The sequence below is a fragment of the Desulfobulbus sp. genome (genome assembly GCF_030824455.1).
Lineage (GTDB): Bacteria > Desulfobacterota > Desulfobulbia > Desulfobulbales > Desulfobulbaceae > Desulfobulbus.
In genome coordinates this window covers 26,196-48,987 of record NZ_JAVBXR010000118.1, presented here as the reverse complement: position 1 = coordinate 48,987, position 22,792 = coordinate 26,196, and the positions used below count along the sequence as shown (strand labels likewise).

20 protein-coding genes and 1 tRNA gene are annotated in these 22,792 nt (G+C 60.4%); 12 read left to right on the top strand and 9 right to left on the bottom strand.

The annotated features are described in order from the left end of the window. Window positions 1-35: 35 nt before the first annotated feature. The 7 genes from RCH93_RS15895 to RCH93_RS15865 all read right to left on the bottom strand — a co-directional run bounded on the left by RCH93_RS15895 (window position 36) and on the right by RCH93_RS15865 (window position 9,306). Window positions 36-5,522, bottom strand: coding sequence for a HEAT repeat domain-containing protein (locus RCH93_RS15895; protein ID WP_306549406.1), 5,487 nt, complete (start codon window positions 5,520-5,522; stop codon window positions 36-38). 242 nt (window positions 5,523-5,764) lie between these two features. After that, window positions 5,765-6,355, bottom strand: coding sequence for a nucleoside triphosphate pyrophosphatase (locus RCH93_RS15890; protein ID WP_306549405.1), 591 nt, complete (start codon window positions 6,353-6,355; stop codon window positions 5,765-5,767). A gap of 12 nt (window positions 6,356-6,367) precedes the next feature. After that, window positions 6,368-7,156, bottom strand: a complete 789-nt coding sequence (gene truA, locus RCH93_RS15885; RefSeq protein WP_306549404.1) for a tRNA pseudouridine(38-40) synthase TruA — start codon at window positions 7,154-7,156, stop codon at window positions 6,368-6,370. Next, window positions 7,156-8,196, bottom strand: coding sequence for an N-acetyl-gamma-glutamyl-phosphate reductase (argC, locus tag RCH93_RS15880; RefSeq protein ID WP_306549403.1), 1,041 nt, complete (start codon window positions 8,194-8,196; stop codon window positions 7,156-7,158). The genes truA and argC overlap by 1 nt, the downstream gene beginning before the upstream one ends. A 136-nt stretch (window positions 8,197-8,332) precedes the next feature. Continuing rightward, complete coding sequence (gene rpsI, locus RCH93_RS15875) at window positions 8,333-8,725, bottom strand: 30S ribosomal protein S9 (protein ID WP_306549402.1); 393 nt, start codon at window positions 8,723-8,725, stop codon at window positions 8,333-8,335. A gap of 16 nt (window positions 8,726-8,741) precedes the next feature. Continuing rightward, complete coding sequence (gene rplM, locus RCH93_RS15870; protein WP_306549401.1) at window positions 8,742-9,170, bottom strand: 50S ribosomal protein L13; 429 nt, start codon at window positions 9,168-9,170, stop codon at window positions 8,742-8,744. Between the two features lie 61 nt (window positions 9,171-9,231). Beyond that, a tRNA-Gly gene (locus tag RCH93_RS15865) sits at window positions 9,232-9,306 on the bottom strand. A gap of 391 nt (window positions 9,307-9,697) precedes the next feature. Between RCH93_RS15865 and hisB the strand changes: the two genes are divergently transcribed. From hisB to RCH93_RS15820, 9 genes are all read left to right on the top strand, one after another. Next, window positions 9,698-10,297 carry an imidazoleglycerol-phosphate dehydratase HisB gene (gene hisB / locus RCH93_RS15860; RefSeq protein ID WP_306549400.1) on the top strand — a complete coding sequence of 200 codons (600 nt, stop codon included), beginning with the start codon at window positions 9,698-9,700 and terminating at the stop codon, window positions 10,295-10,297. Between the two features lie 94 nt (window positions 10,298-10,391). Then, complete coding sequence (locus RCH93_RS15855) at window positions 10,392-11,018, top strand: hypothetical protein (protein ID WP_306549399.1); 627 nt, start codon at window positions 10,392-10,394, stop codon at window positions 11,016-11,018. A gap of 29 nt (window positions 11,019-11,047) precedes the next feature. After that, window positions 11,048-11,806, top strand: a complete 759-nt coding sequence (locus RCH93_RS15850; RefSeq protein ID WP_306549398.1) for an ATP-binding protein — start codon at window positions 11,048-11,050, stop codon at window positions 11,804-11,806. Then, the gene (locus tag RCH93_RS15845) at window positions 11,806-12,708 is read left to right on the top strand and encodes a DUF89 domain-containing protein (RefSeq protein ID WP_306549397.1); all 903 of its coding nucleotides are present in this window, start codon (window positions 11,806-11,808) and stop codon (window positions 12,706-12,708) included. The genes RCH93_RS15850 and RCH93_RS15845 overlap by 1 nt, the downstream gene beginning before the upstream one ends. After that, a complete protein-coding gene (locus RCH93_RS15840) occupies window positions 12,708-13,439 on the top strand; it encodes a metallophosphoesterase (protein ID WP_306549396.1) in 732 nt (243 codons plus the stop codon). The genes RCH93_RS15845 and RCH93_RS15840 overlap by 1 nt, the downstream gene beginning before the upstream one ends. Before the next feature lie 4 nt (window positions 13,440-13,443). Beyond that, on the top strand, window positions 13,444-14,772 hold the full coding sequence (locus RCH93_RS15835) for a protein kinase (RefSeq protein ID WP_306549395.1): 1,329 nt from the start codon (window positions 13,444-13,446) through the stop codon (window positions 14,770-14,772). A gap of 41 nt (window positions 14,773-14,813) precedes the next feature. Continuing rightward, complete coding sequence (locus RCH93_RS15830; RefSeq protein ID WP_306549394.1) at window positions 14,814-15,293, top strand: hypothetical protein; 480 nt, start codon at window positions 14,814-14,816, stop codon at window positions 15,291-15,293. 218 nt (window positions 15,294-15,511) lie between these two features. Next, window positions 15,512-17,470, top strand: a complete 1,959-nt coding sequence (locus RCH93_RS15825; RefSeq protein ID WP_306549393.1) for an ATP-binding protein — start codon at window positions 15,512-15,514, stop codon at window positions 17,468-17,470. Window positions 17,471-17,482: 12 nt separating this feature from the next. Continuing rightward, window positions 17,483-19,063, top strand: coding sequence for a DUF3369 domain-containing protein (locus RCH93_RS15820; RefSeq protein WP_306549392.1), 1,581 nt, complete (start codon window positions 17,483-17,485; stop codon window positions 19,061-19,063). Between the two features lie 130 nt (window positions 19,064-19,193). Here RCH93_RS15820 and RCH93_RS15815 read toward each other — a convergent pair whose 3' ends face one another. Then, window positions 19,194-19,643 carry a hypothetical protein gene (locus RCH93_RS15815; protein WP_306549391.1) on the bottom strand — a complete coding sequence of 150 codons (450 nt, stop codon included), beginning with the start codon at window positions 19,641-19,643 and terminating at the stop codon, window positions 19,194-19,196. 303 nt (window positions 19,644-19,946) lie between these two features. Between RCH93_RS15815 and RCH93_RS15810 the strand changes: the two genes are divergently transcribed. Genes RCH93_RS15810 through RCH93_RS15800 form a run of 3 tightly spaced genes read left to right on the top strand, consistent with a single transcriptional unit; the run spans window position 19,947 to window position 21,645 of the window. After that, on the top strand, window positions 19,947-20,465 hold the full coding sequence (locus RCH93_RS15810) for an SEC-C metal-binding domain-containing protein (RefSeq protein WP_306549390.1): 519 nt from the start codon (window positions 19,947-19,949) through the stop codon (window positions 20,463-20,465). A gap of 8 nt (window positions 20,466-20,473) precedes the next feature. Further along, on the top strand, window positions 20,474-20,875 hold the full coding sequence (locus RCH93_RS15805; RefSeq protein WP_306549389.1) for a VanZ family protein: 402 nt from the start codon (window positions 20,474-20,476) through the stop codon (window positions 20,873-20,875). Beyond that, window positions 20,872-21,645 carry an alpha/beta fold hydrolase gene (locus RCH93_RS15800; protein WP_306549388.1) on the top strand — a complete coding sequence of 258 codons (774 nt, stop codon included), beginning with the start codon at window positions 20,872-20,874 and terminating at the stop codon, window positions 21,643-21,645. Before RCH93_RS15805 ends, RCH93_RS15800 begins: the two co-directional genes overlap by 4 nt. Before the next feature lie 59 nt (window positions 21,646-21,704). Here RCH93_RS15800 and hemB read toward each other — a convergent pair whose 3' ends face one another. Next, window positions 21,705-22,685, bottom strand: a complete 981-nt coding sequence (gene hemB, locus RCH93_RS15795; RefSeq protein ID WP_306549387.1) for a porphobilinogen synthase — start codon at window positions 22,683-22,685, stop codon at window positions 21,705-21,707. Window positions 22,686-22,792: the final 107 nt, after the last annotated feature.

The window sequence follows — 22,792 nt, the reverse complement described above, 5'->3', positions numbered from 1 at the left end:
GAGGACGTTAGAAGAAATGGGGAGGAGCGGTCTTTTTAGCCAAGAATGGATTGAAGCTCGTGCTTGTCGAGCGGTTGATCGAATTTAAAATGGGCCGAGTAGTCGTTTTCCAGCAGGTGAAACGGCTGAATGCCGATCACCAGTCCCTTGAGGGTGAGGTGGCCACTTTTGCCGCCCACCGGCAGCACCACCTGCACCCGTCTGCCCAGTAGGAGACGGGCGTTTTCCTGGCGGGCAATGCGGATAAGGAAGGCGAGCCCGCCCTGGGAGATGTCGGCGGTTTCAGAACGAAAGCCGCGACCGATGGGCTGGTCGAGGCTGCTGATCGGTTGCACCTGAATTTTGCGCGACAGGCTGAATCGCTGATCCTTGCGACGTTCCAATCCTTTTTTCTCAATCATGGACCGGATGTTGTTGCAGGCGGCGAAATATTCGTGCAGCTTGGCGCGCAACCCTGGAAACTGATCCTGCCACACATTCAGCGCCGTTTGCGGCAGGATGTAGAGGCGCGAGGGGGTGAGCGAGGTCAGGGTGACCGTCCAGAACGAGGGGGTGAAAAAATTTTCGCCGGCTATCTGGCCCCGGTTAAGGCTGGTGATGAACAACTCCCGCGATCCGACCAGATGCGACACCTTGACGCTGCCCTGGTTGATGAAGAACAGGGCGTCGTTTTTGTCGCCCTGGGCAACAATGGTTTCTTCCGGCTTGTAGCGTCGTTCAATAAATTCATGGTAGATAGACTCAAATTCATTGGAGCTGAGGCGATCAGTCAGATCGGACCAGATCTCTAAATCCTCGCCTTTGACCGCGCCTCGTTTTTCCTCGTCAATGATCTCGCCGGAGCGGATAATCTCACCCAAGGGCATGGCGTCTATTTCGTAGATGCGCTCTCGCAACCGTTCCGCCGTCGGAAAATCACCGGAACGGGCGGTGGCGGCAATCAGGTCGAGCAGTTGTTTCTTGGCGTGCTCCGACTGGCCCTGTTCAACTAAGGCAAAGATTTCCGCTTCCGCCGCTTGGACGCCCGGCGCCGGCATCAAAGCAGGCGTTGGCGACGGTTGCTCTTCCTGCCGCCCGCTGGTCTCCTCGCCCCGCTCTTTGCTGAGGGGGGCCGCCTGTCGTATCTGCTCCAAGGCTTGGCCTGCGGCTTGGCGGACTTCGTCGCTGTAGCCGGCAAGCCCCAACACGTTTTTACTTTGCACCACCCGGTTCAGCGGCGCCGTGGCCCGTTTGGAGCCGATGGCCCCCAATGTTTTGCAAATGCTGATCTGCAGGTCGTTTTTATTCTTGCCGAGAAAGGGTTTGGCGCTCTCCAGAAGATCGGTCAGCGGCCGCACAAACCGTTCGTCGTGGGCCTGGGCGACATGCGCAATAACCTTGATTTTGAGGGAATCGTCGACGTTTTGCAGGGCGTGGAGCAAGAAATCCTTGAGGTTGTTGCCGCCAATTTTAACCGCCGTGCTGATGACCTCCTGCTGGACGCGAAGATCGCTGTGATTGATGAACGGCCGGACCGTGGCAAAAAGGGCGGGGTTGCCGATCTCGCCGAGGAGACGGATGACGTTGCGCACCACAAACCAAGGCGAATCCTTGTGCAATTGTTCCAACAGGATAGAGATCGCCGGGTTGCCGGTCTGCTTGATCAGCGCCAGGAGGCGATTTCGTTCATAGCGACTTTCGTTGGTAATCAATTGCTGCAGTTGGAATCGCGCCGAATCCATACCCAGCTCGACCAACAGTTTGCCGGCAATCTCCTGGTGGGGCTCTGCATGGAGGTAACGGTCGAGCAACTGTTCCAGCACGGGCGGCGAACACAGGCTCTTGAGGGTTTCCAAGGCCTGCTCGCGGATCGGAGCGCTGCCGGACGCTCCGGTCGTCGACGACGTTGTTTGCAGAAAATGGGCGGTTTCGTAGGCGAGGGCGTAGTTTTCCTCGGTCAGACGGTGGCCGGTAATACGGCCAATGGCGGCCAGCGCCTGCTTGCTGCTCTCGGCCGTGATTTCCGGTAGCTGCAGCCCCTGTTGCAAGGCCGGCAAAAGCTTGGCGAGGCGCTCCCACTCACCAAGCTGCGCCAATTGGCCGGCGATCTCGGCCAAGGCCTGGAAGGCGTTGGCGCAAATTTCGGGTTGGGTGTGCTGTAGGGCCGCCGCCAGCTGCATCAGCAGATTGTCGGCCTTGGCGCCGTCGTTTTCGAGCAGCAGATTTTTGACGGTGTCCGGCAGGGCCTGGCAGATCTCAGGGCTCGCCAGGTCTTTAAGGTCGCCGCTGAGCAGTTTGTCCAGCCCGCCCCGGATGGAGAGACTCCGTTCCTGCTCCTGTAATTTTTTCTGTTCGCGGTGCATTTGGATGATGGCCCGCATTTTTTCGCCGCGAACCGTCTGCAGCAAGCGATTGTAGGCCGCTTCGATCTCTTTGTTGGCCAGGGCAAAATCAGGTTCGGCGCGGCCTTCGGCAAGGGCCTGGAGCTGAGCGGTCAGTCGTTCCAGTTTGTCTTCGGACAGTTGGGCGATGACCTGCTGATAGAGTTGTTCTCCAAACAGGTTCTTGTATTTTTGCACCAGGATAAGGCCCAGTTCCTTTTCGTCGAACGCGGCGATCCGTGCGCCGGCCTGGGTGGCGACCTGGAGTTGCTTTTCCTTGTTGAGCAGGGTGTCGTACCGTTCAAGCATCTGTTCAAACGACGAAAAATCCGCCGTGCCGGTGGTATCATCAACAGCTTCAAGGGATTGTTGGGCGGCGGCGACCAGCACCGGGGCCGACCATGCCGGCTGTTGCAGGCGCATGGCCAAGCGGTCGGGGAGGGCGGAGGTCGGGTCTGGAGATGAACGCAGGACCTGGGCGTCGATGTTCAGGGCAATGGCCTTGGTGATCTCCGGGCCTTTGTGCGTCTGGGCCAAACGCTTGAGGATGGAATCGTCGTCGGGCTTGAAGTCGAGGTCCTTGTTCTTGTCGACCTGCAGGGGGAGGTCGCTGGTCAGGGCGACGATCATCCGGTTGAGTTGCTTGGGCGTGAGGTGGTCGACGGTCTTGTCGAGCAACTCGTCGGAGATCTGGTTGACGACCTGGGTATAGAGTTGTTGCCCAAAGATGCCCTTGAATTTTTGCGCCAGGATGTTGCCCAGGGCCACGCCTTCCATGGAGGCCAGTTGCGCCCCGGCCTGACGGGCGACCTGCCCCTGTTGTTCTCGGCTGAGGAGTTGCTCGTAGCGACCCAGCAAGGTGTTGAACGTAGCAAAATCCACTTGGCCGTCGCCCTGAACCTGGATGTCCGGGTCGACCACCTGCTGGGCGGCAGTGGCCAGCACCGGGGCTGACCATTCCGGCTGCTTAATCCGCTGCAGCAGATGTTCAGGCAACTCGGCCGCCGTTGTGCCAGGGTTGATCAACAGTTGGCGGGCGTCTATGTTCTGGGCGATAGTCCGAGTGATCTCCGGACCCTTTTTTGTCTGGATCAGCCGTTTGAGCACGGAGTCGTCGGCGGGCTTGAAATCTGGATCCATGTCCTTGCCGATCTGCAATGGGATGTCGCTGGTGAGGGTGGCAACCATCCGATTGAGTTGCTTGGGCGACAGATGCTCAACGGTTTCGTCCAAGAGTTGGTCGGAAACCTGGGTGACGACTTGGCTGTAGAGCTGTTTGCCAAAGAGGCCCTTGAATTTTTGGGACAGGATGTGGCCCAAAGCCAGGCCTTCCATGGAAGCGAGCTGTGCTCCGGCCTGGCGGGCGACCTGGCCCTGTTGTTCGCGGCTGAGCAGCTGCTCGTAGCGGGCAAGCAGGTTGTTAAAGGCCGCAAAATTGACCTGGCCGTTCTGCGCTTCGACCACTTGTTGGGCGGCAGTGGCGAGCACTGGAGCCGACCACTCAGGTTGCTGGAGCCGTTGTCGCAGATGTTCTGGCAACTCGGCCACAGTGGTGTTTGGGCTGACCAGCAATTGGCGGGCGTCGAGATTCTGGGCCACGGCCTTAGTGATCTCGGGGCCTTTTCGGGTCTGGGCCAGTCGTTTGAGCACGGAGTCGTCGGCGGGCTTGAAGTCGGGATCCCTCTCCTTGCCAATCTGCAAGGGGATGTCGCTGGTGAGGGTGGCGACCATCCGATTGAGTTGCTTGGGCGTCAGATGCTCAACGGTTTCGTCTAGGAGTTGGTCGGAAACCTGGTTGATGACTTGGCTGTAGAGCTGCTCGCCAAAGAGGCCCTTGAATTTTTGGGCCAGGATGTTGCCCAATGCCAGCCCTTCCATCGAGGCCAGTTGCGCCCCAGCCTGACGGGCGACCTGGCCTTGCTGCTCGCGGCTGAGCAATTGTTCGTACTGGCCGAGCATGCGGTTAAAGGCGTTGAAGTCGATTTGAGCGCCGCTCTGCCCCTGCGCATCGGCGACCTGCTGGGCGGCGGTGGCCAGCACCGGGGCTGACCATTCGGGCTGTTGGAGTCGCTGCAGCAGGTGCTCGGGCAAATCGGCCGCCGAAGTGGCTGGATTGGCGAGCATTTGCCGGGCGTCGAGGTGGCGGGCGATCGCCTGGTTGATTGCAGGATTCGGTTCGTTTTCCAGATGGGCCAGTCGCGTCAGGGCGGACAGGTCGTGCGACGGCGATCCATTGGGCGCCGCCGCACTGGACGGCTCGGGCTGTTGCGCGGCAAGGTTGGCAATCAGGCTGTTGAGCCGTTGCGGCGTGAGCTGGTGCAGGGCGGAACCGAGCATGGCGTCGGCCGCAGGGGAGGCCGGCAAGCTGGCCACCAGCTTGGCGAGCATGGTGGGGTCAAGACCGGAAAGGGCGGCGGCGGAGTGCTCCAGTTGCAGGGCGCGTTTCTGCAGGTCGGTTTCCTGGCTCAGATCGCGGAGGAAATCGACCACGGCCTTGGTCACCTCCTCGGGACGCTGGCTGCGGCCGTCTGCAGCGGGCAGGCGGTTGATCAGTTCCTGCACCAACTCCGGAGAGACGCCGCGCAATGGGTCCACTCCTGTTTTTCCTAGCACAAAATTGGCCAGTTCTTCATCGCTGATATTGAGACCGGAGCCAATCAGTTCGTCGCGGACCACTTGCTCGCCGTCGTGGATGGCGACGTAGCGTTTGGCGTCAACCAAAACCGAGGCGATCCCGGCTTTGTCGAGGAGCGCGGCAACAGGCTCGGTCAGTTCCTTCTCGCCCAGCAAGGCCGAGAGCGTTTGGGTGAAATTGAGACATTCCTCAAAGGAGAAGGAGGGCTGAAAGGTAAACGAGTGAATCTTTAAACGGTTGAGCAGAGTGAGCAGGCCTTGGATTTGTGGCCGCGCGTGATCCTTGTCCGCCAGGCGTTCGCCGCACACCAGGATTTTTCCTTCTGAAATGGCAAGGTTGACTGCATGGTCGCCGCTGCTTTCCAACAAAGCCGCAAAGGCCTTCAAGACAAAATCGTTGCTGCGCTGGACTTGCGGATTGGAGGCCGGGTAGATGCGTATTGTGCGCAGCGCTGTATAGAGGCGAACCGGAAAATCAAGCAGCAGGCTGTTTCTGTCCGGCGATGAGGTGCGCGGGGGAGTACCCATGTTTTTTCCGTCGTAAACGTGAAGGTGCTGGAAAAGCAGCGATAACCGAGGGGCGGAAGACGCTGGGAACAACAGAAGAGCGTTGGCGGCGCCGCGTATTTGCCCTTGTGTAGCATTCCACATCCAGGGCGTTTGATCAATGCGAACTTTGTGTTTTTTCTCCGCAAGGAAGCGGTAACCGCTTGGTTTTTGTCTGAATAACTGTGGAACCTGGCACCCTATGGCCTATGACGCTGGGGTGGTCAGGCCGGCGCCGCCAGCCCGCAGCGAAGCAGCGTCTGGACAACGGCGTTGAGCGGCAAGCCTACCACATTGCTGTAGGAACCGGTGATGGAGCGGACGAGAAAGGCCCCACGGTCCTGGATGCCATACGCGCCGGCCTTGTCCATGGGTTCGCCGGAATCGACGTAGGCGCGGAGGACCACGTCGTCGAAGCGGTCAAACGCCACCTGGGTGGTCTGCGCATCAATTACTTCAATGGCCTGCTGTCTGGAGACCACGGCAAAGCCGGTCATGACCTGATGGGTCCGGCCTTGGAGCCGTTTGAGGATCGTGAACGCTTCCTCGCGGTCCTGCGGCTTGCCGAAGATGGTTCCGGCAAGAACGACCACGGTGTCGGCGCCAAGGACAACGGCCTCGGGATGCTGGCGAGCAATGTGTTGGGCCTTGGTCAGGGCCATGCGGCGGACAAAGGTCTCGGGCGCTTCGCCCGTCTCTGGGGTTTCGTCAATATGGGCCGGCGCAACCTGGAAATCCAGGCCGAGCCGCTGCAGGAACTCTTGCCGGCGCGGCGAGGCTGAGGCGAGGATGAGAGGGCGGCAGGCGGTGAACATGGGCGGCAAAAGCTAGGATTGGAAGAGGGGGGCGGGGTAATAAATTTTTTCGAGAAACAGTCCGCAAGCCGGCGCGGTGGGCCCGGCTTGGGACCGGTCCCTGGCACGCAGGATCTCTGCCAACTGACCCGCCGGCCGCTTGCCCTGGCCTATTTCGATCAGGGTTCCGGCCAGGATGCGCACCATCTGGCGGAGGAAGCCGTCGCCGGTCAGCCGCAGCGACCAGCCGTCGGCGCAGCCCAACTGGGGCGTGCAACTGACCGTGAACAGGGTGCGAACCGCGCCGCGTCCGTTGACGGCGTTCCGGTCGCGGGAGCCGACCCGCTCAAAACTGGAAAAATCATGGCCGCCGATGAGCACGTCCAGGCAGTCGCGCAGCCGGTTGAGATCAAATCGGCCGGGGATATGGGCCCGGTGGAGGCGGTCGCAGGGCAGTTGCAGCGGCCCGGTAAAAAAGTCATAGCGGTAGGTCTTGCCCAGGGCGTGGTAGCGGCTGTGGAAATCGGCCGGGGCCTCTTCGGCGGCGAGAATGCGGACGTCCTTGGGCAGCATCGAATTCAGGCCTTTGAAAAAAGCAACCGCCGGGATGGCCGCCGAGGTGCGGAAATGGGCCACCATGCCGAGGGCGTGGACCCCGGAATCGGTGCGCCCGGCTCCGTGGAGGATGATCGGTTCACCACATAAAAGGGCGAGTTGCTGTTCCAACTCGCCCTGAACGGTGCGTTCGCCCTGCCGCTGCCGTTGCCATCCACAGTAGCCGCCGCCGTCGTAGGCGAGCAGCAGCCGGATTGTGCGGGACATCAGGGGAAAAACGGCGCTCCCATCAACCCGGTGGATTCAGGGAAGCCGTTCATGAGGTTCATATTCTGCACCGCCTGTCCAGAGGCGCCCTTGACGATGTTGTCGATGGCGGACATGACGATCAGGCGGCCGGTCCGTTCGTCTTTTTGCAGGGCCAGGTCGCAGCAGTTGGAGCCGCGAACATGCTGGGTCGACGGCGGCGTGCCGGCAGGCAGCACCCGGACGAACGGCTCGTCGGCGTACAATGTTTCGTACATTTCCTGCAGGTCGACGCTGTTGCCCTGCGCGGTCAGCGAGGCGTACATGGTGCTGAGAATGCCCCGGGAAATCGGCAGCAGGTGCGGGGTAAAGGAAATCGTGACCGGCGCGCCGGCCGCGAGGGAGAGTTCCTGCTCGATTTCAGGGATGTGGCGATGGCTGCCGCCTACCTTGTACGGTTTGAAGCCGTCGGCGACCTCGCAAAACAGGGTTCCCACATTGGCGGCTCTGCCGGCCCCGGAGGTTCCGGATTTGGAGTCGATGATCAGGGTGGCCGGATCGATCAGGCCGCGCCGGAGCAAGGGCGTCAGGGCCAGGATCACCGAGGTCGGATAGCAGCCTGGGTTGGCGGTCAGCCGGGCGTTTCGGATCTGATCCCGGTAGAGTTCCGGCAGACCGTAGACCGCTTCGCCGAGCAACTGGGGACTGGTGTGCTCCTGGTACCATGCTTCGTACACCGCCGGGTCATGGATACGGTAATCGGCGCTCAGGTCAACCACCTTTTTTCCGGCGTCGAGCAGCCTGGGAACGATGTCCATGGCGGTCTTGTGGGGCACGGCGGTGAAAAAGAAGTCAGCCCGGCCGATCAGTTCGTCAACCGTCAAATTTTCGCAGCAGAGGTCGACCCGTTTACGCAGATTAGGAAACACCTCGGCCAGCGGTTTGCCTGCATACTGCCGCGAGGTGGCGACGGTGAGACGGATTTCCGGATGCCCGGCCAGGATTCGAGCCAATTCAACTCCAGTATACCCGGAGGCGCCAACAATACCGACATGCAACATGATGAGGTTCCTCGTTTCGCACCGGTCGTGCAGGATCTGAGGTTAAAAAAAAAGGGAATAACGAAGTGTTCGTTATTCCCTGAGCATTCGCTAATGCGAGTAAGAAATCGCGGCGACCAGCTCCGCCCAATAAAAATCAGCGTTTGGAGAACTGGAAGCGGGCGCGGGCACCGCGCTGGCCGTACTTTTTACGCTCTTTGGCGCGCGGATCACGGGTCAGCAGGCCTGCTCTTTTCAACGGCAGGCGCATCTCAGGATTCAACTCCTGCAGTGCGCGAGCAATGCCGTGGACCAAGGCGTCGATCTGGGCTGATTTTCCGCCGCCCTTGACCGTGGCCATCACATCGTACTGATCCATTGTTTCGGTAACGGCAAAAGGCTTGGCAACCTTGGGCTCAAAGAAAATATTGCCGAAATAGTCGTTCAACTCCATCTTGTTGATGGCCAGCTTTCCACTGCCGGGGGTGATCCAGACTCTGGCGATTGCTGTTTTCCGTCTGCCGGTAGCGTATGTCTTCTCTTGGGCCATGTTCTATGCTCCGTTATCAAATCTCAAGATTTTCAGGTTGTTGTGCCTGATGGGGATGAGCCGTGCCGGCATAGACCTTCAGCTTTTTAAGCTGCGCCCGGCCGATTTTATTTTTCGGCAGCATGCCCTTTACCGCCGTGCGGATCAACTCCTCCGGCTTTTTGGCAAGAACTTCGCGGGCGGTCTGGGTCTTGATGCCGCCGGGATATCCCGTGTGATGATGATAGACTTTGTCGTCCCACTTGTTGCCGGTGAGATGAATCTTGTCGGCATTGACAACAATCACGAAATCGCCATTGTCTTGAAAGTTGCAAAAAGTGGCCTTGTGCTTACCGCGCAGACGGCGGGCGATTTCCGTGGCGATACGCCCAAGAACCTTGCCGTCGGCATCGGCTACAAACCACTTGCGTTCAATTTCATTTACCGGCGTGTAATAGGTTTTCATTCTGCGCCTCACTACTGAAAAAAAAAGGTCCGAACAGAGGTCCGAACCTTGGAGTCTCTTGTGGAGCGGGAAACGAGATTCGAACTCGCGACTTCAACCTTGGCAAGGTTGCACTCTACCACTGAGTTATTCCCGCTCATTGTTTTTTGTAACGCGGCCGACTTTACCAAGATTTGACGGCTGGTGTCAATATTAAATTTCCATCTTGAATAAAAATCTGCCGGCCTCGGTCGCAAAAACAATCGTAGCCGGTTTGGGAACAGTTGCCAGGATATGGAAACAGGAGTAATATGAGTCTTATTTTATTGATAATTTTGATAGGGTGTCCCTTTCTTGCCGTCACAGGGGCGACAATCCTGCGGCCGCCCGGCGTTTTCGGGGCAACTGTTTGGAATCAAATGTTGAGGCCGGCTGAAAAATTGACTACAGTCGTTTTTGCTTTTTCACTTACAAACTTAGGCATCTGCTGTCTTTATCCGCGGCGCGTTTGGCTTCGGCCGGCCGCCTGATTGTTGCGGGAGTGTACTATGGCTGAATCCGCCATTCGAAAGGCGTTTATTGAGCGCGCCACCAAGGAAACCCAGATCAAGCTCGCGCTTGATCTCGACGGCGCCGGTCGCGCCGGCGTTCGCACCGGCGTTGGCTTTATGGACCATATGTTGACCCTGTTCGCGGTGCATGGCTTCTTTGATCTGGACATCGCTGCAACCGGGGATGTGGAGGTTGACGATCATCACACGGTAGAGGATGTGGGTATCTGCCTGGGCATGGCTTTTGCCCAGGCCCTTGGCGACAAGTCCGGGATCTGCCGCTACGGCCACGCCTACGTGCCCATGGACGAAACCCTGGCCAGGGTCTGTGTCGATTGTTCCAACCGTCCCTATCTTCATTATCAGGTTCCGGTGAGCGAAGCGAAAATCGGCGCGTTCGATCCGCCGCTGGCCAAGGAATTTCTCCGCGCCTTTGCGCTTCATGCTGGTTTGACTCTGCATGTCGACCTGCTCCATGGCGAAAACGGGCATCATATCTTGGAGGCGGTCTTCAAGGCCCTGGCCAGGGCCTTGGCGATTGCCGTGAGCCCCCATCCCAAGGTTGTGGGCCAGCTTTCGTCCAAGGGCGTGCTGTAGCCGCCGGGCGCCGGCGGGCCTGCCCTTCGGGGCCGTGAGCCGCTGTGGGACGGTTGTGAACATTCATATAATCAAAAAACTTAAGGAGGATCAGGTGACCGCAATTTCAAAATTACGACTCGGCTTGGCCGCATGTTGTCTTCTCGCCGCTTCAGGCTGCGCCAACAAGGAAGAGCCGGCAGCCGCCGCCAAAGCCGCTGATGTTCCGCTGTCCTGCATTGCCGTGTTGCCGGTGCTGCCGGCGGCCGATCTTGAAGACGCCGCCTCGCCGGCCGATCACAAGGCGCTCGCCGAGGGCAGTCAGGTAATGAACGGGTTGCTCAAAGAGGTGTTGGCTGGCCAGACCAAGGTGCGGTTTGTCGCCGAAGATCAGACCGCGGTCAGTGGAGCCGGATTGAGCCAGGCCCGTCAGCGGGTCGGAAAATCGGGCTGCAACGCGGCGCTTGAGATCTCCCTCAGTCGGTACGCCGAGCGGGTGGGCGGCGACTACGGCGTAAAACGGCCCGCAGCGGTCACCTTTGCCTACAAGCTGTACGAGACCGGTGAGGGCAGGGTGCTCTGTCACGGTCGATTTGACGAGCAGCAGCAAACGGTCATGGAGAATCTGCTCACCCTGCCCAAGGCGAAAAATCGTGGCCTGACCTGGCTAACCGCCGAGGAATTGGCGCGTGAAGGGTTGCAGGAGCGACTGGGGCAGTGCTCCTATCTCGGAGGCAAGTAAGCGCCGGTCGCTTGTCGGACGCTTCGGTCGTGCTGCCGCGGGGAATCAACCGGCGCGTCGGTCGGGCCATGCACGACTATGGCATGCTGGCCGACGGCGACCGGGTGCTGGTTGCGGTTTCCGGGGGGATGGACTCTCTGGTGCTGGCATGGTTGTTGTTGGCCTGGCGGAAAAAAGCGCCCATTGCGTATGCGCTTGAGGCCGTGCATGTCGACATGGAGTCGTCTCCAGACGCTTTGGGCCCGGCGGCGGCGCAGGTTGCGGCCAAGGCTGCGGCGCTGGGCCTGCCGTTGCGGGTGCTGCCGGCGCTTTGGCGGCCTGACCCGCACCAGACGAGGTCGAAGCAGGGCGGTCGCGACGTCTGCTTCCAATGCGCCCGCTCCCGCCGCACCCAACTGTTTGAGCACGCCCGGCAAAGCGGCTGCAACAAAATCGCCCTGGGCCATCATCGCGACGACATCATTGAAACTTTTTTGCTCAACCTCACCTGCGCGGGCAACATCAGCACCATGTCGCCCCGTCAGGAGCTTTTTTCCGGCCGTCTGGCCCTGATCCGGCCCTTGGCCTATCTGGACAAGGACGAGATCGCCACCGTCGGCCGCAGCCTTGGCTTGGAAGCGGTCCGCACCGCCTGCCCCCTGTCGGAGAAGACCCGACGCCTGGAAATTCACCAGTTGGCCGAACAGATCTATCGCCAGATCCCCGGCGCCAAAGAGCACATTTTTGCCGCCCTGGGCAATGTCCGCCCCCAGTATCTGCTCCGCCAGACCGGCGGTCGGAGGGGCTGATGCAGACCGGCAACGATTGCCTGGTTTGCTTTCTGCGTCAGGCCCTGGCCACGGTGCGCCGGTGCGCCGACGACCCGGCGGTCCACTGGCGGATTGCCGCCGAAGTCGGGGCGATGCTGTCTGGTTTTGATCCCCGCCTGCCGCCGCCGGAAAACGCGGTCCACTATTATCGTCTCATTGCCCGCCGCACCGGCGTGGCCGATCCCTATCTGGCGGAAAAACGGGAGAGCAACGCCTTTGCCCTGGCGCTTGAGGCCCGCACGCGGGAATGCATCCAGCGGGACAGCGATCCCCTGCTGGCGGCGATCCAGTTTGCCGTCAGCGCCAACGTCCTTGACTATGGGTCTCAGCGTCTGCTTGATCGGGACGAGGCCCTCGCTTCCTGCCGCCAACCGTTCGCCGTCAACCATTACGAGGCCCTGCGTCAACAGGTCGGACAACAGGCCAATATTCTCTATTTAGCCGACAACTGCGGGGAAATTGTCTTTGACAAGCTGCTGATCGAGCAGCTGCTCGCCCGGGGCTGCCAAGTGACCCTGGCGGTGCGGCAATCGCCGATCATCAACGACGCCACCCTCGAAGACGCGCGCCTTTGCGGGATTGACCGCCTCTGCCCGGTGATCGACAACGGCGCCGACGTGCCCGGCACGCCGCTGGGCAACTGCAGCGAGGACTTCCGTCGCCGCTTTGCCGAGGCCGACTGCATCATCAGCAAAGGCATGGGCAATTTCGAATGTTTGTCCGAGGTGCAGGCCCCGATTTTTTTCCTGTTTGTGGTCAAGTGCACCACTGTTCTTGCGCATCTTCGCCAACGCTATGCCGACGCCGGTTTGCGCATCGGCTCGCCGGTGCTGGCACAGGGCGGGCCGGGCAGGCAGAACGACACGATGCGGACAAGGTAATGCTGCTGGCGGTGATGGCCGACATCCACGGCAATTATCGGGCGCTGGAAGCGGTCCTGGCCGACATTGCCCCACGGGGCGTTGATCGGATTTTTTCGCTGGGCGACAACGTCGGCTACGGTCCCGAGCCCGAGGAAGTGGTGCGGACCCTGCAAGGATACCGGGTTGTCTCGGTCATGGGCAATCATGAGTTGGGATTGATCAGCCGCAGCTACTTCAACCGGTTGCACGCTGTTGCCCGCGATTCCCTGGCCGTCAGCCGCACCTTGCTCAGCCCCGAGTCCCTGGCCTGGCTGCAGGATCTGCCGGCCTGGCGCAGCGAGTTCGGGGCCCGGTTCGTCCACGGCTGCCCGCCGCAATCGGTCACGGTCTATCTGCATGCGCCCTCCGACAACCGGCTGCAGCGACTGTTTGCAAGCTACCCGGAGCGCCTTTGTTTTGCCGGCCACACCCATGCCTTCGGGTTTTACGGACAGCAGGGGGGCGAGATTTGCCGATGCGACTTGCAATTGGGGCAAACATCGCTTGCGGCTGACGGCCGGTGGCTTATTTTGCCCGGCAGCGTCGGCCAGCCGCGCGACGCCCTGGGCTGGCAGGCCAAGTATCTGCTCTGGGACACCGAACGCGAAACCATCGAGGTGCGGGCCCTGGAATACGACGTCCGGACCACCATCCACCTGCTCGGGGAGCGCGGGTTTCCCGCAGTCAACGCCAAACGGCTTCTCTGGTGAGACCATGAAACAGATCGGCAGATACGAGATCATCCGCCGCCTCGGCAAGGGCGGCATGGGCTCGGTCTACAAGGGGATTGTCCCGGTGGTCGACAAGGTGGTGGCGATCAAGTTGCTTGATCCGAGCGAGCTGCTGGAAGCGGTGGTCGGCACGGACCGGTTGCGCGAGATATTCACCTTCGAGGCCCGGACCATGGCGGCCTTCAACCAACCCTTCCTGGTCACGGTTCACGATTTCGACTACGATCAGCAGGGACGGCCGTTTTTCGTGATGGAGTACATCTGCAACAACCTGGGCGAGATGATCGGCGAGACCTATCAGATCGAGCAGCCGTCGCGGATCATCCGGGCGGAAAAGGTGCTGCACTACGGCCGTCAGCTCCTCCAGGCGCTTGATTTTTTGCACCACAACGACATTATTCACCGCGACGTCAAACCGCAGAACATCCTGGTCACTGACCAGGACGCCATCAAAATCTGCGATTTCGGCATGGCACTGGTCGGCGGGGTCGCCTTTTCCGGCCCGGACAACATGCAGATCGGCTCGCCCTGCTACACCCCGCCGGAACAGCGCAAAAACCCCAATGGGGTCGACGGCCGCGCCGACCTCTATTCCGCCGCAGTCCTGTTGTACCGCATGCTCACCGGCCAATTGCCCGGGATGCAGAGCTTTTCCCTGTCGCTGGTTAATCCCCGCTATGATCGGTCCTGGGACGAATTTTTCGCCAGGGGACTGCGCTGGCGGGCCGATGAACGGTTCCAGTCCGCCGCCGCGATGCTCGCGGCCTTCACGGAGCTCCGGCTGGGGGCGCCGCAAGCAACCGGCGCCTGCGACTTGGCGGAGGCCAAGGCCGAAATCCGCGCCCTGCGCAGCGAGCCGGCCAATGTCTGTCGCTCCCGCGCCCAGTCGGTTTTCGGCGTCAACGCGCTGTTTCGCCCGATCGCGCCAACCTGCAACCGGCTGGAAACAGGCGAGTCGACCATTCTTGATCGGGCCACCGGGCTTGTCTGGCTGCGGCGCGCCAGCCGCTATCCGCTGAGTTTTGCGGGGGCGCACGGGTACGTCGAGCAGCTCAACCGGGAAAATTGCTGCGAATGTGACGGGTGGCGGCTGCCGACCGTGGATGAATTGCTCAGCCTGCTGGCCGACGGCGACCTCAGCCTGTTTGCGCAATCCCTGGAACAGCCGGTGAAATGGCTGTGGTCCTGCGACCGCCATGGACATCACGAAAGCTGGTATGTTAACATGGACATGGGCTTTGCCGGGGTGCAGGACGTCAACTGCCTCAACCACGTTCTGGCCGTTGCCGGGGCCGCGCCTGGCTCCGAGTGACGGCGCAGACGGAAGTTATCTTCTCTACCGAGAAACGACGCATGGAATATCCCATTTCGCACTATTTTTTGGTCCGTTCCCAGTCGGGTCAGACTGCCGGACAGCATGTGGAGCGCTACCTTGCCGGCAATCAGCTGATCAGCTATGCGGAGTTTTTTGTGCGCAAAGGCGAGGTGTTGCGAGGTGTGGATGAGAAATTTTGGGACACCCTGGGCTACGGGTTGGCCGCCAACAACATCTTTGCCCGGCGAATGCTTGATCATCTCAAAGAGGAAGGGGTAACCACTTTGGATCAGTTGCTTGATCTGCGCCAAGGCTATGCGACCAAGATCTTGCACACCCTGACCCACCTGCTCGACGGCTTCATCGGCATCGACTCGGTGTTCTATAATCTGGTGGAGGATTCCCACCGGGTGAGCGCCGGCCTGACCGAAGCCATTCGTCTGACCCCGGCCGAATACTGGCTGGTTCCGGTGCGCACCGGCAAGCTCGAGGCCTCGGTGCTCCATCCGGTGGATTGAGCCGCGCTTTCCTCCTTCCTTTTCCTCCTTGCCGCTGTTTCTCCTCTTCTGTTTGGCTGTCGCAACATTGTGCAATTGGGGCGGAAATCTGGTAGAATACCTGCTTGTGCAAATGACAGACTCAACCGCGCGCATCGAAACCGCGCTGTCCGGGTTGCTCACAGGCTGTTGTTGCGGCCTGTTGCTTGCCTCTCGATAAGGGAATGTTCAGGGGTGCGATGCGATTCTTGTTCTTTGGTTCGATCCGCAAAAGTCTGATTGTTCTGGTGCTGTTGGCCATGTTGCCGGCCCTGGCGATTCTGCTTTATACCGGTCGCGAACTGCGCGGCCGGGTGGTGCACGACGCGGAAACCTATGCCCTGCGGCAGGTGCAGGCCATGGCCGCGCATCACGAGCGGGTGGTGGACAACGCCCGCCTCTTGCTGATGACCCTGGCCAAATCCTCGGAAGTGCGGAGCCTTGACGCCGCCGCCTGCCAAACCTTGCTGGCCGACATTCTGGGACGCAACGCCGCCTATGTGTCCCTGTCGCTGGCCGACGTCAACGGCCGCGTCCTGGTTGCCGCGCCCGCCGTTTCCGTTGCGCACATCGGCGAAGCCAATTTTTTCCGCCGCGCAATGCATGCCGGAGCGTTTACCGTCGGCGAATACACCCTCCTCAAAACCGAACGCCGCGTCGTGGTCCAATTCGGCCAGCCGGTGCTCGACGCCGGCAATCAGCCCATCGGCCTCCTGATCGCCGATTTTGACCTTAACTATTTTGGCCGCATTTTCTACGACACCCATCTGCCGGAGCACTCGGTGTTCACCCTGACCGACGCCAACGGCATGCGTCTGACCCGCTTCCCGGAAACCGAAAAATACACCTGGGTCGCCGATCTGCCGCAGATGGTGGCGCGGATGTCCGGGCGGGACGAAGAAGGCGTTTTTCTCGAAACCGGGGTTGACGGGGTCAGTCGCTTGTACAGCTTCAAACGTCTCCATTTCCAGGGCGCTTCCTTCCCCTATCTGATGATTCGCCTCGGCATCCCCGTGGATCAGGCCTTGAGCGAGGCTCGGTTTGTGATCATCCGCAATGTGACGCTGTTGGTGCTGGCCACGATCCTGGCCCTGGTGACGGCCTGGTTTGTGGCGGAATTCACCATGCTGCGCCGTTTGACCATGTTGATTAGCGCTGCCGACAAATTGAAGACGGGCGATCTGAGCGCCCGCACCGGCATGAGCCTCGGAGACGGCGAGTTGGGGCAGCTGGCGGTTGCGTTTGACGGCATGGCGGAGGGATTGGAACAAAAGGAGAAAGAACGCTCCCTGGCTTCGGAGCAGTTGCTGCGTCTCAACGAGGAACTGGAAGATCGGGTGGCGCAGCGCACCGAACAGCTGGCCGGGGCCAATCGGAATCTTGAACAGACCCTGGATGATCTGCAACGGACCCAGAAACAGCTGGTCCTCTCTGAAAAACTGGCGGCCTTGGGCGAATTGGTGGCTGGGGTCGCGCATGAGATCAACACCCCGGTCGGGGTGGCGCTGTCGGCCAGTTCAACCCTGGCCGAGAAAAATCGCGCCCTTGCGGAATTGTTTGCCCTGGGCGAAATGAAACGCTCCAATCTCGCCCAGTATCTTGAGGACGCGCGGGAAGGGACCGAGATGATTCTGATGAATCTGGGCCGGGCTTCGGAACTGATCCGCAGCTTCAAGATGGTGGCTGCGGATCAGGTTTCGGAACATCGCAGGACGTTCAATGTAAAGGATTATATCGACGAGGTTCTGCTCAGCCTGCGCCCTAAGCTCAAGAAAACCGGCCATCGGATCACGGTGCGCTGCGCGCCGGATCTGGTGATTGAAAGCTATCCCGGCGCCTTTTCCCAGATTCTGACCAATTTCATCGTCAATTCCCTGGTTCATGGCTTTGAGCCGGAACAGGCGGGAGAAATTCGCATCGAAGCGACCCAGACGGGCGGCGTCTTGGAGCTTTGCTATGCCGACAACGGCAAGGGCATGGCGCCGGAAATTCGCGACCGGATTTTTGAACCGTTTTTTACCACTGCCCGCAGTCAGGGGTCCACCGGCCTGGGGCTCCATATTGTCTTTAATATTGTCACCCGAACCCTGGGAGGGACCATCGCTTGCGAGAGTCTGCCGGGGCAGGGGACGTCTTTTCGCGTAACCATGCCGCTCTGATGTGGGGAGCCTATGCCTGATCCCGATGAAATGCTGTTCAAAGACGAACTGCCGGAACCGACCCGGAGCCCTGCGCCACGGCCGGAGGCCGGCGGAGCTCCGTGGAAGATCCTGATCGTGGACGACGAGGCGGATGTCCACAGCGTCACCACTTACATGATCAAGGGCATGGATTATCTGGGGCGCTCGTTTCAGTTTCTGCACGCCTACAGCGGCCGCGAGGCGCGAGAGATTGTGGCTTCGCATCAGGATCTGGCGGTGATCCTCCTTGACGTGGTCATGGAAACCGAAGACAGCGGCCTGCAGCTGGTGCACTTTATTCGCGAAGAATTGTGCAACCGCAGCGTGCGGATTGTGCTCCGTACCGGCCAGCCCGGCAAGGCCCCGGCGGCCAAGGTGATTCTCGAGTACGACATCAACGACTACAAGGAAAAAACCGAACTCACCCTGGACAAGATGCTGGTCACCGTTGTCTCGGCCCTGCGCAGCTACAACTTCATTACCACCATCGAGAACAACCGCAAGGGGTTGAAGCGGATCATCGACGCCTCCACCGACATCTTTGAACGCCAGTCGCTGCAAAAACTGGGCAGCGGCGTGCTCGGTCAGCTGGCGTCCATCCTGCAACTCCGGGAAGACGCCGTCACCAGTCTCGCATCCGGCCTAACCGCCTCAGGCGTCAAAGGACAGTCGGTGGTTCTGGCCGCCATTGGTCAGTTCTGCCAATATGTCGACCGGCCGATCAGCGAGGTCGACGCCGCGTTGATGCATGCCACCCTGCAACGCGTGCAATCGCAGCCCCACGGCTTTTTTTGTGAAGCCGGCAAGTGCGCCTGGTATTTCAAAAGCCAGACCGGCTCAGAGAATTTTCTCTATTTTGAGATTGCCAAGGAGCTGGACGAAAACGATCACGATCTCCTGGAGTTGTTCTTCACCAATGTGTCTCTGGCGTTTGACAACCTGTTTCTCAACAAGGGGATTGAGGACACCCAGAAGGAGATCATTTTCCAGATTGCTGAAACCATGGAATGCCGATCCGCTGAAACCGGCAGCCATGTGCGCCGGGTGGCTGAATACGCCCGGCTTTTGGCGCTGAAATACGGACTGGGCGAGGAGGAGGCGGAGATGCTCAAGCTTGCCTCCACGCCCCACGATCTGGGCAAGATCGGCATACCGGATTCCATCCTCAACAAGCCCGGGCCATTGACCCCGGACGAATACCTGATCATCAAAACCCATGTCTATCGCGGCCATGATCTGTTGATCAACTCGTCGAGCCCGGTGATCCGGTCGGCGGCCCGGATTGTTCTGCAGCACCATGAACGGTGGGACGGGCAGGGGTATCCGCAAGGGTTGCAAGGCGAGGCGATCCACATCCATGGCCGAATCATCGGCGTGGCCGACGTCTTCGACGCCCTGTCCAACCGGCGGGTGTACCACGAAGCCTGGTCCTGGGAGGCGGTGTTTGCCCATTTTCGCGAACAGCGGGGCAAACATTTTGATCCGAAACTGGTGGATATCCTCCTGGACAACCAGGAGGAATTCAAGGCCATCTGGGCGCGCTACAACGCCGTCGGGCTGCAGTTCACTTAAGCGGCGAACGCGGAGGAGGCAAGAAGAGGTTGTGCAGGGGATGCAAGACCTCTTGCCGTGGCGGAGAGACGTCCCCTGCGGCCGAAAGGACCGCCGGGGACGTCAGGCGGAACGCAAAGCGGGATGAGGCTTATTGGTTCTGCTGCAGTTGCAGCAGTTGGCTGTTCAAGGACATCAACTCGGTCTGTTTGGCCTCAAGCTGGGCCTGGGCGGCCTTGTTGTCGGCGGCCTTGGCGGAAAGAGCGGCGATTTCCTGTTCCAGGGCGCTGATCTCCTCTTCCAGATCCTCCTCAGTGGTTTCCCCGCTGGCGGCACTGCTCGACGACGTGGATGCGGCGCCTCCCGAGCCCTCGGCTGCTGCGGCCTCGCTGTCGCCGCTTTCCGCTTCCGATGACTCGCTCTCCGAGGTTGCCGTAGCGGCCTCGGCGGAGAGTGCGTAGGCCTCGTCGGAAATCTCTACGGTGTCGCCGGAGGCCAGCGCTGTTGCCGAGCCCTCGGTGTCCTCGGCGGTCTTTTTGGTGCTGGTGATGTTCATTACAGCCTGGGCTGCGGCGCTGTTGCTGGTCGGGGCGATGTTCATGGCGTTTCTCCGGCGGCGTGCGGTGTGGTTGATGGACGCAAGGTGGCTTCCTGTCTTGACTGTATAGTTGCGCGCCGCCTGATTCAAGCAGACTTGCACCATTGCGGCAAACCTTTACCTTTCTTTACTTTTCTTACCGACCGTGGAGACGGAAGGCGGGCAACGGGCGGTAGCCCCGGCAGCCACGCTGCGCAAGAACGCGTGCTTTTTCTTGAATTTTTTTGGTAATCCAGGGTATGAAAGGGGCTTGAATCGCAGCAGCGGCTCGAGAATTCCACAACAAGCAACAGAGGAACGGACGGAATGGGAAAAATTGGCAGAAATCAATCCTGCCCCTGCGGTTCGGGGAAAAAATACAAACATTGCTGTTTGCCCGCCCAGCAGGCCGGGACAACGGCCAGTCCCGCCAATCAGATGAAGGTCTCGTTGATGGCGGCGATTGAAAAGGTTCAGGGGCTGGCGGCGGAAAAGAAAGTCGCTTTTCAGGAGCTCGGGGTCTTTCTTTTCTTCAGTGATCAGGAAGGCGACGCCTGGCTCCTGGAGATCACCGAGTCCGACGCGGTTCAGCTCGCCAAGGGCGGCGAACGCCTCGATGTGCCCATTGACGAGAATCCCGAGACCATCGAGATCAACTTCAGTCACACCTTTGCCCTCCGCGAGCGGCAGGTTTTCCTCACCGCCTATGCCGACAAGGCTGAAACCCGGCTTGACCGTGCGCCTGCTTCGCAGATCCACGCCGCCATCCGCCGATTGCACAAGCGTTATCCCAAGGAAATGCTCGAGCAGATGCATGTGGAGCGGGGCGAGGACGCAGAAGCGTAGGTCTGTCCATGCCCTGCCGAACAACCTGGAGTCGATTGCTCCCCCTGACCCTGGTCATGGGGAGCATTTTTTTTCTGTCGCATCAACCCGGCGACAGTCTCAGCCTGCCGGATATTGTCAATATTGACAAATTGTTGCACGCGCTTGTCTATGCGGCGCTCGGGCTTGCTTTTCTCTTTGCCCTGTCGCCTGCCTGGCGGCGTCAGCGGCCCGTGGCCGCCGGTTGCGCCACGGTGTGTTTCTGCCTGATGTACGGAATCAGCGACGAGTTTCACCAGTCGTTTATATCGGGCCGGTTTTCCAGCGGAGCCGACCTGGTTGCCGATGCGGCAGGGGGAGTGGTTGCCGCGGTCAGCCATTGGCAATGGCGCCGACGGCAGGTGCAAGGGGGGAGGCAAGAGGCGCGATGAGCCTGCTGACGCTTGATGCAGACCAGCGTCTTTTTTACGCGGCGCATCCGGGCGACGAGGGGCGACCGGTTCTGGTCTTTCTCCATGAAGGGCTCGGTTCCGTGGCCCAATGGCGGGATTTTCCCGAACAACTTTGCCGTCGCACCGGGTGTCCGGGTTTGGTCTACGACCGGCTTGGGCATGGCGGTTCGTCGCCGTTGCAGCGCCCCCGCACCATTGATTATCTGCATGACTGCGCCCTTGTGGAGCTGCCGGAGGTGATCGAAGCCTTGCTTCCCGGCCAACCATTCATCCTCGTCGGTCATTCCGACGGCGGCAGCATCAGCTTGATTTTCGCAGCAACAAAGCCGCCTTTGCTGCTGGGCGTTGTCGCCGTCGCCGCCCATGTGTTCGTCGAACAATGCAGCCTTGACGGCATCAAAAAAGCCATGGCCGCCTTTGCTCAAGGCAAGCTGCAACGAGGGCTTGCCCGGCTCCACGGCGAAAAATCCGAGGCCCTGTTCAAGGCCTGGGCCGACACCTGGACCAGTCCCTGGTTTGCCGCCTGGAACATTGAAGACCTCTTGCCGTCCATTGACGTCCCGGTGCTGGCGTTGCAGGGCCGGGACGACCAATACGGCACCACAGCCCAGGTCGCCGCGATTGTCGGCAAATCCGGAGGTTCGGCCACGCCGCTGCTCCTGGAGGATTGCGGCCACGCCCCGCACCTCGATTTTCTCGAGTTGACCCTGGATCTTGTTTCCTGCTTCGTCAACCGGATCTCCCGCTAGGGCGATCCGGTTGCTTTTTGGCCCGCAGCGCTTTTCGGCGGTCCAACGATTCCTGTCGCTTACTTGCCCCCAATCAACAGCTTGGCCATATCCTTGGCAAAATAGGTGAGAATCATGTCGGCGCCGGCGCGGCGGATGGCAATCAGGCTCTCGGCCATCACCCGCTCGCCGTCGATCCAGCCCTTTTCAGCCGCCGCCTTGATCATGGCGTATTCGCCGCTGACCTGATAGGCGGCGATCGGCAGGTCGAATTCGTCGTGCAAACGGCTGATGACGTCCAGGTAGGCCAGGGCCGGCTTGACCATGAGGATGTCCGCGCCTTCCTCCACGTCCAGAGTTGCCTCGCGCAGGGCCTCTTTGCTGTTGGCCGGGTCCATCTGGTAGCTGCGGCGGTCGCCAAACTGGGGCGCGCACTCGGCGGCATCGCGGAACGGGCCGTAAAACGCCGAGGCGTACTTGACCGCGTAGGACATGATCGGGATCATGTGGTAGGAGCTTTCATCAAGCGTGGTGCGGATTTCGCTCACCCGACCGTCCATCATGTCGGACGGCGCCACCATGTCGGCCCCGGCCTCGGCGTGGGACAGCGCGGTCTTGGCCAGCAGTTCGAGAGTGGCGTCGTTGTCGACCTCGTGGCCGGCCAGACAGCCGCAGTGGCCGTGATCGGTGTATTCGCACAGACAGACGTCGGTGACCACGGTCATTTCCGGGACCTTGTTTTTGAGCTCGCGGATCGCCTGCTGGATGATGCCGTTCTTGGCGTAGGCGCCGGAACCGAGGCCGTCTTTTTTCTCCGGCAGGCCGAACAGGATCACCGAGCGGACGCCCAGGGCGAGACATTCCCTGGCCTCCTTGGCCAGTTGGTCCACCGACAGGCGGAACACCCCGGGCATGGAGCTTACCTCCTGGCGCACGCCCTTGCCGGGCAGCACAAACAGGGGATAGATCATCTGCTCCGGGACCAGCCGGGTTTCACGGATCATGGCGCGGAAGGTTTCGGTCTGGCGCATTCTGCGCGGGCGGTATTCGGGGAAAACCATGGGACACCTCTGGGTTGAGAGAAAGAGTATGTGGAGAAAGGGTGTAAATATTGTGGGATAAGCGAGGCCCACGACCGCTGGGGTCGGGTGGACGGGTTCAGCGGCGA

Bases quoted from the DNA above. Each gene is read 5' to 3' on its own strand.
- RCH93_RS15845 (WP_306549397.1), top strand. From the start codon at position 11,806: ATGCAGACCGGCAACGATTGCCTGGTTTGCTTTCTGCGTCAGGCCCTG.
- RCH93_RS15800 (WP_306549388.1), top strand. From the start codon at position 20,872: ATGAGCCTGCTGACGCTTGATGCAGACCAGCGTCTTTTTTACGCGGCG.
- RCH93_RS15895 (WP_306549406.1), bottom strand. From the start codon at position 5,522: ATGGGTACTCCCCCGCGCACCTCATCGCCGGACAGAAACAGCCTGCTG.
- RCH93_RS15830 (WP_306549394.1), top strand. From the start codon at position 14,814: ATGGAATATCCCATTTCGCACTATTTTTTGGTCCGTTCCCAGTCGGGT.
- RCH93_RS15890 (WP_306549405.1), bottom strand. From the start codon at position 6,355: ATGTTCACCGCCTGCCGCCCTCTCATCCTCGCCTCAGCCTCGCCGCGC.
- hemB (WP_306549387.1), bottom strand. From the start codon at position 22,685: ATGGTTTTCCCCGAATACCGCCCGCGCAGAATGCGCCAGACCGAAACC.
- argC (WP_306549403.1), bottom strand. From the start codon at position 8,196: ATGTTGCATGTCGGTATTGTTGGCGCCTCCGGGTATACTGGAGTTGAA.
- truA (WP_306549404.1), bottom strand. From the start codon at position 7,156: ATGTCCCGCACAATCCGGCTGCTGCTCGCCTACGACGGCGGCGGCTAC.
- RCH93_RS15810 (WP_306549390.1), top strand. From the start codon at position 19,947: ATGGGAAAAATTGGCAGAAATCAATCCTGCCCCTGCGGTTCGGGGAAA.
- RCH93_RS15805 (WP_306549389.1), top strand. From the start codon at position 20,474: ATGCCCTGCCGAACAACCTGGAGTCGATTGCTCCCCCTGACCCTGGTC.
- RCH93_RS15840 (WP_306549396.1), top strand. From the start codon at position 12,708: ATGCTGCTGGCGGTGATGGCCGACATCCACGGCAATTATCGGGCGCTG.
- RCH93_RS15825 (WP_306549393.1), top strand. From the start codon at position 15,512: ATGCGATTCTTGTTCTTTGGTTCGATCCGCAAAAGTCTGATTGTTCTG.
- rpsI (WP_306549402.1), bottom strand. From the start codon at position 8,725: ATGGCCCAAGAGAAGACATACGCTACCGGCAGACGGAAAACAGCAATC.
- rplM (WP_306549401.1), bottom strand. From the start codon at position 9,170: ATGAAAACCTATTACACGCCGGTAAATGAAATTGAACGCAAGTGGTTT.
- RCH93_RS15835 (WP_306549395.1), top strand. From the start codon at position 13,444: ATGAAACAGATCGGCAGATACGAGATCATCCGCCGCCTCGGCAAGGGC.
- hisB (WP_306549400.1), top strand. From the start codon at position 9,698: ATGGCTGAATCCGCCATTCGAAAGGCGTTTATTGAGCGCGCCACCAAG.
- RCH93_RS15820 (WP_306549392.1), top strand. From the start codon at position 17,483: ATGCCTGATCCCGATGAAATGCTGTTCAAAGACGAACTGCCGGAACCG.
- RCH93_RS15815 (WP_306549391.1), bottom strand. From the start codon at position 19,643: ATGAACATCGCCCCGACCAGCAACAGCGCCGCAGCCCAGGCTGTAATG.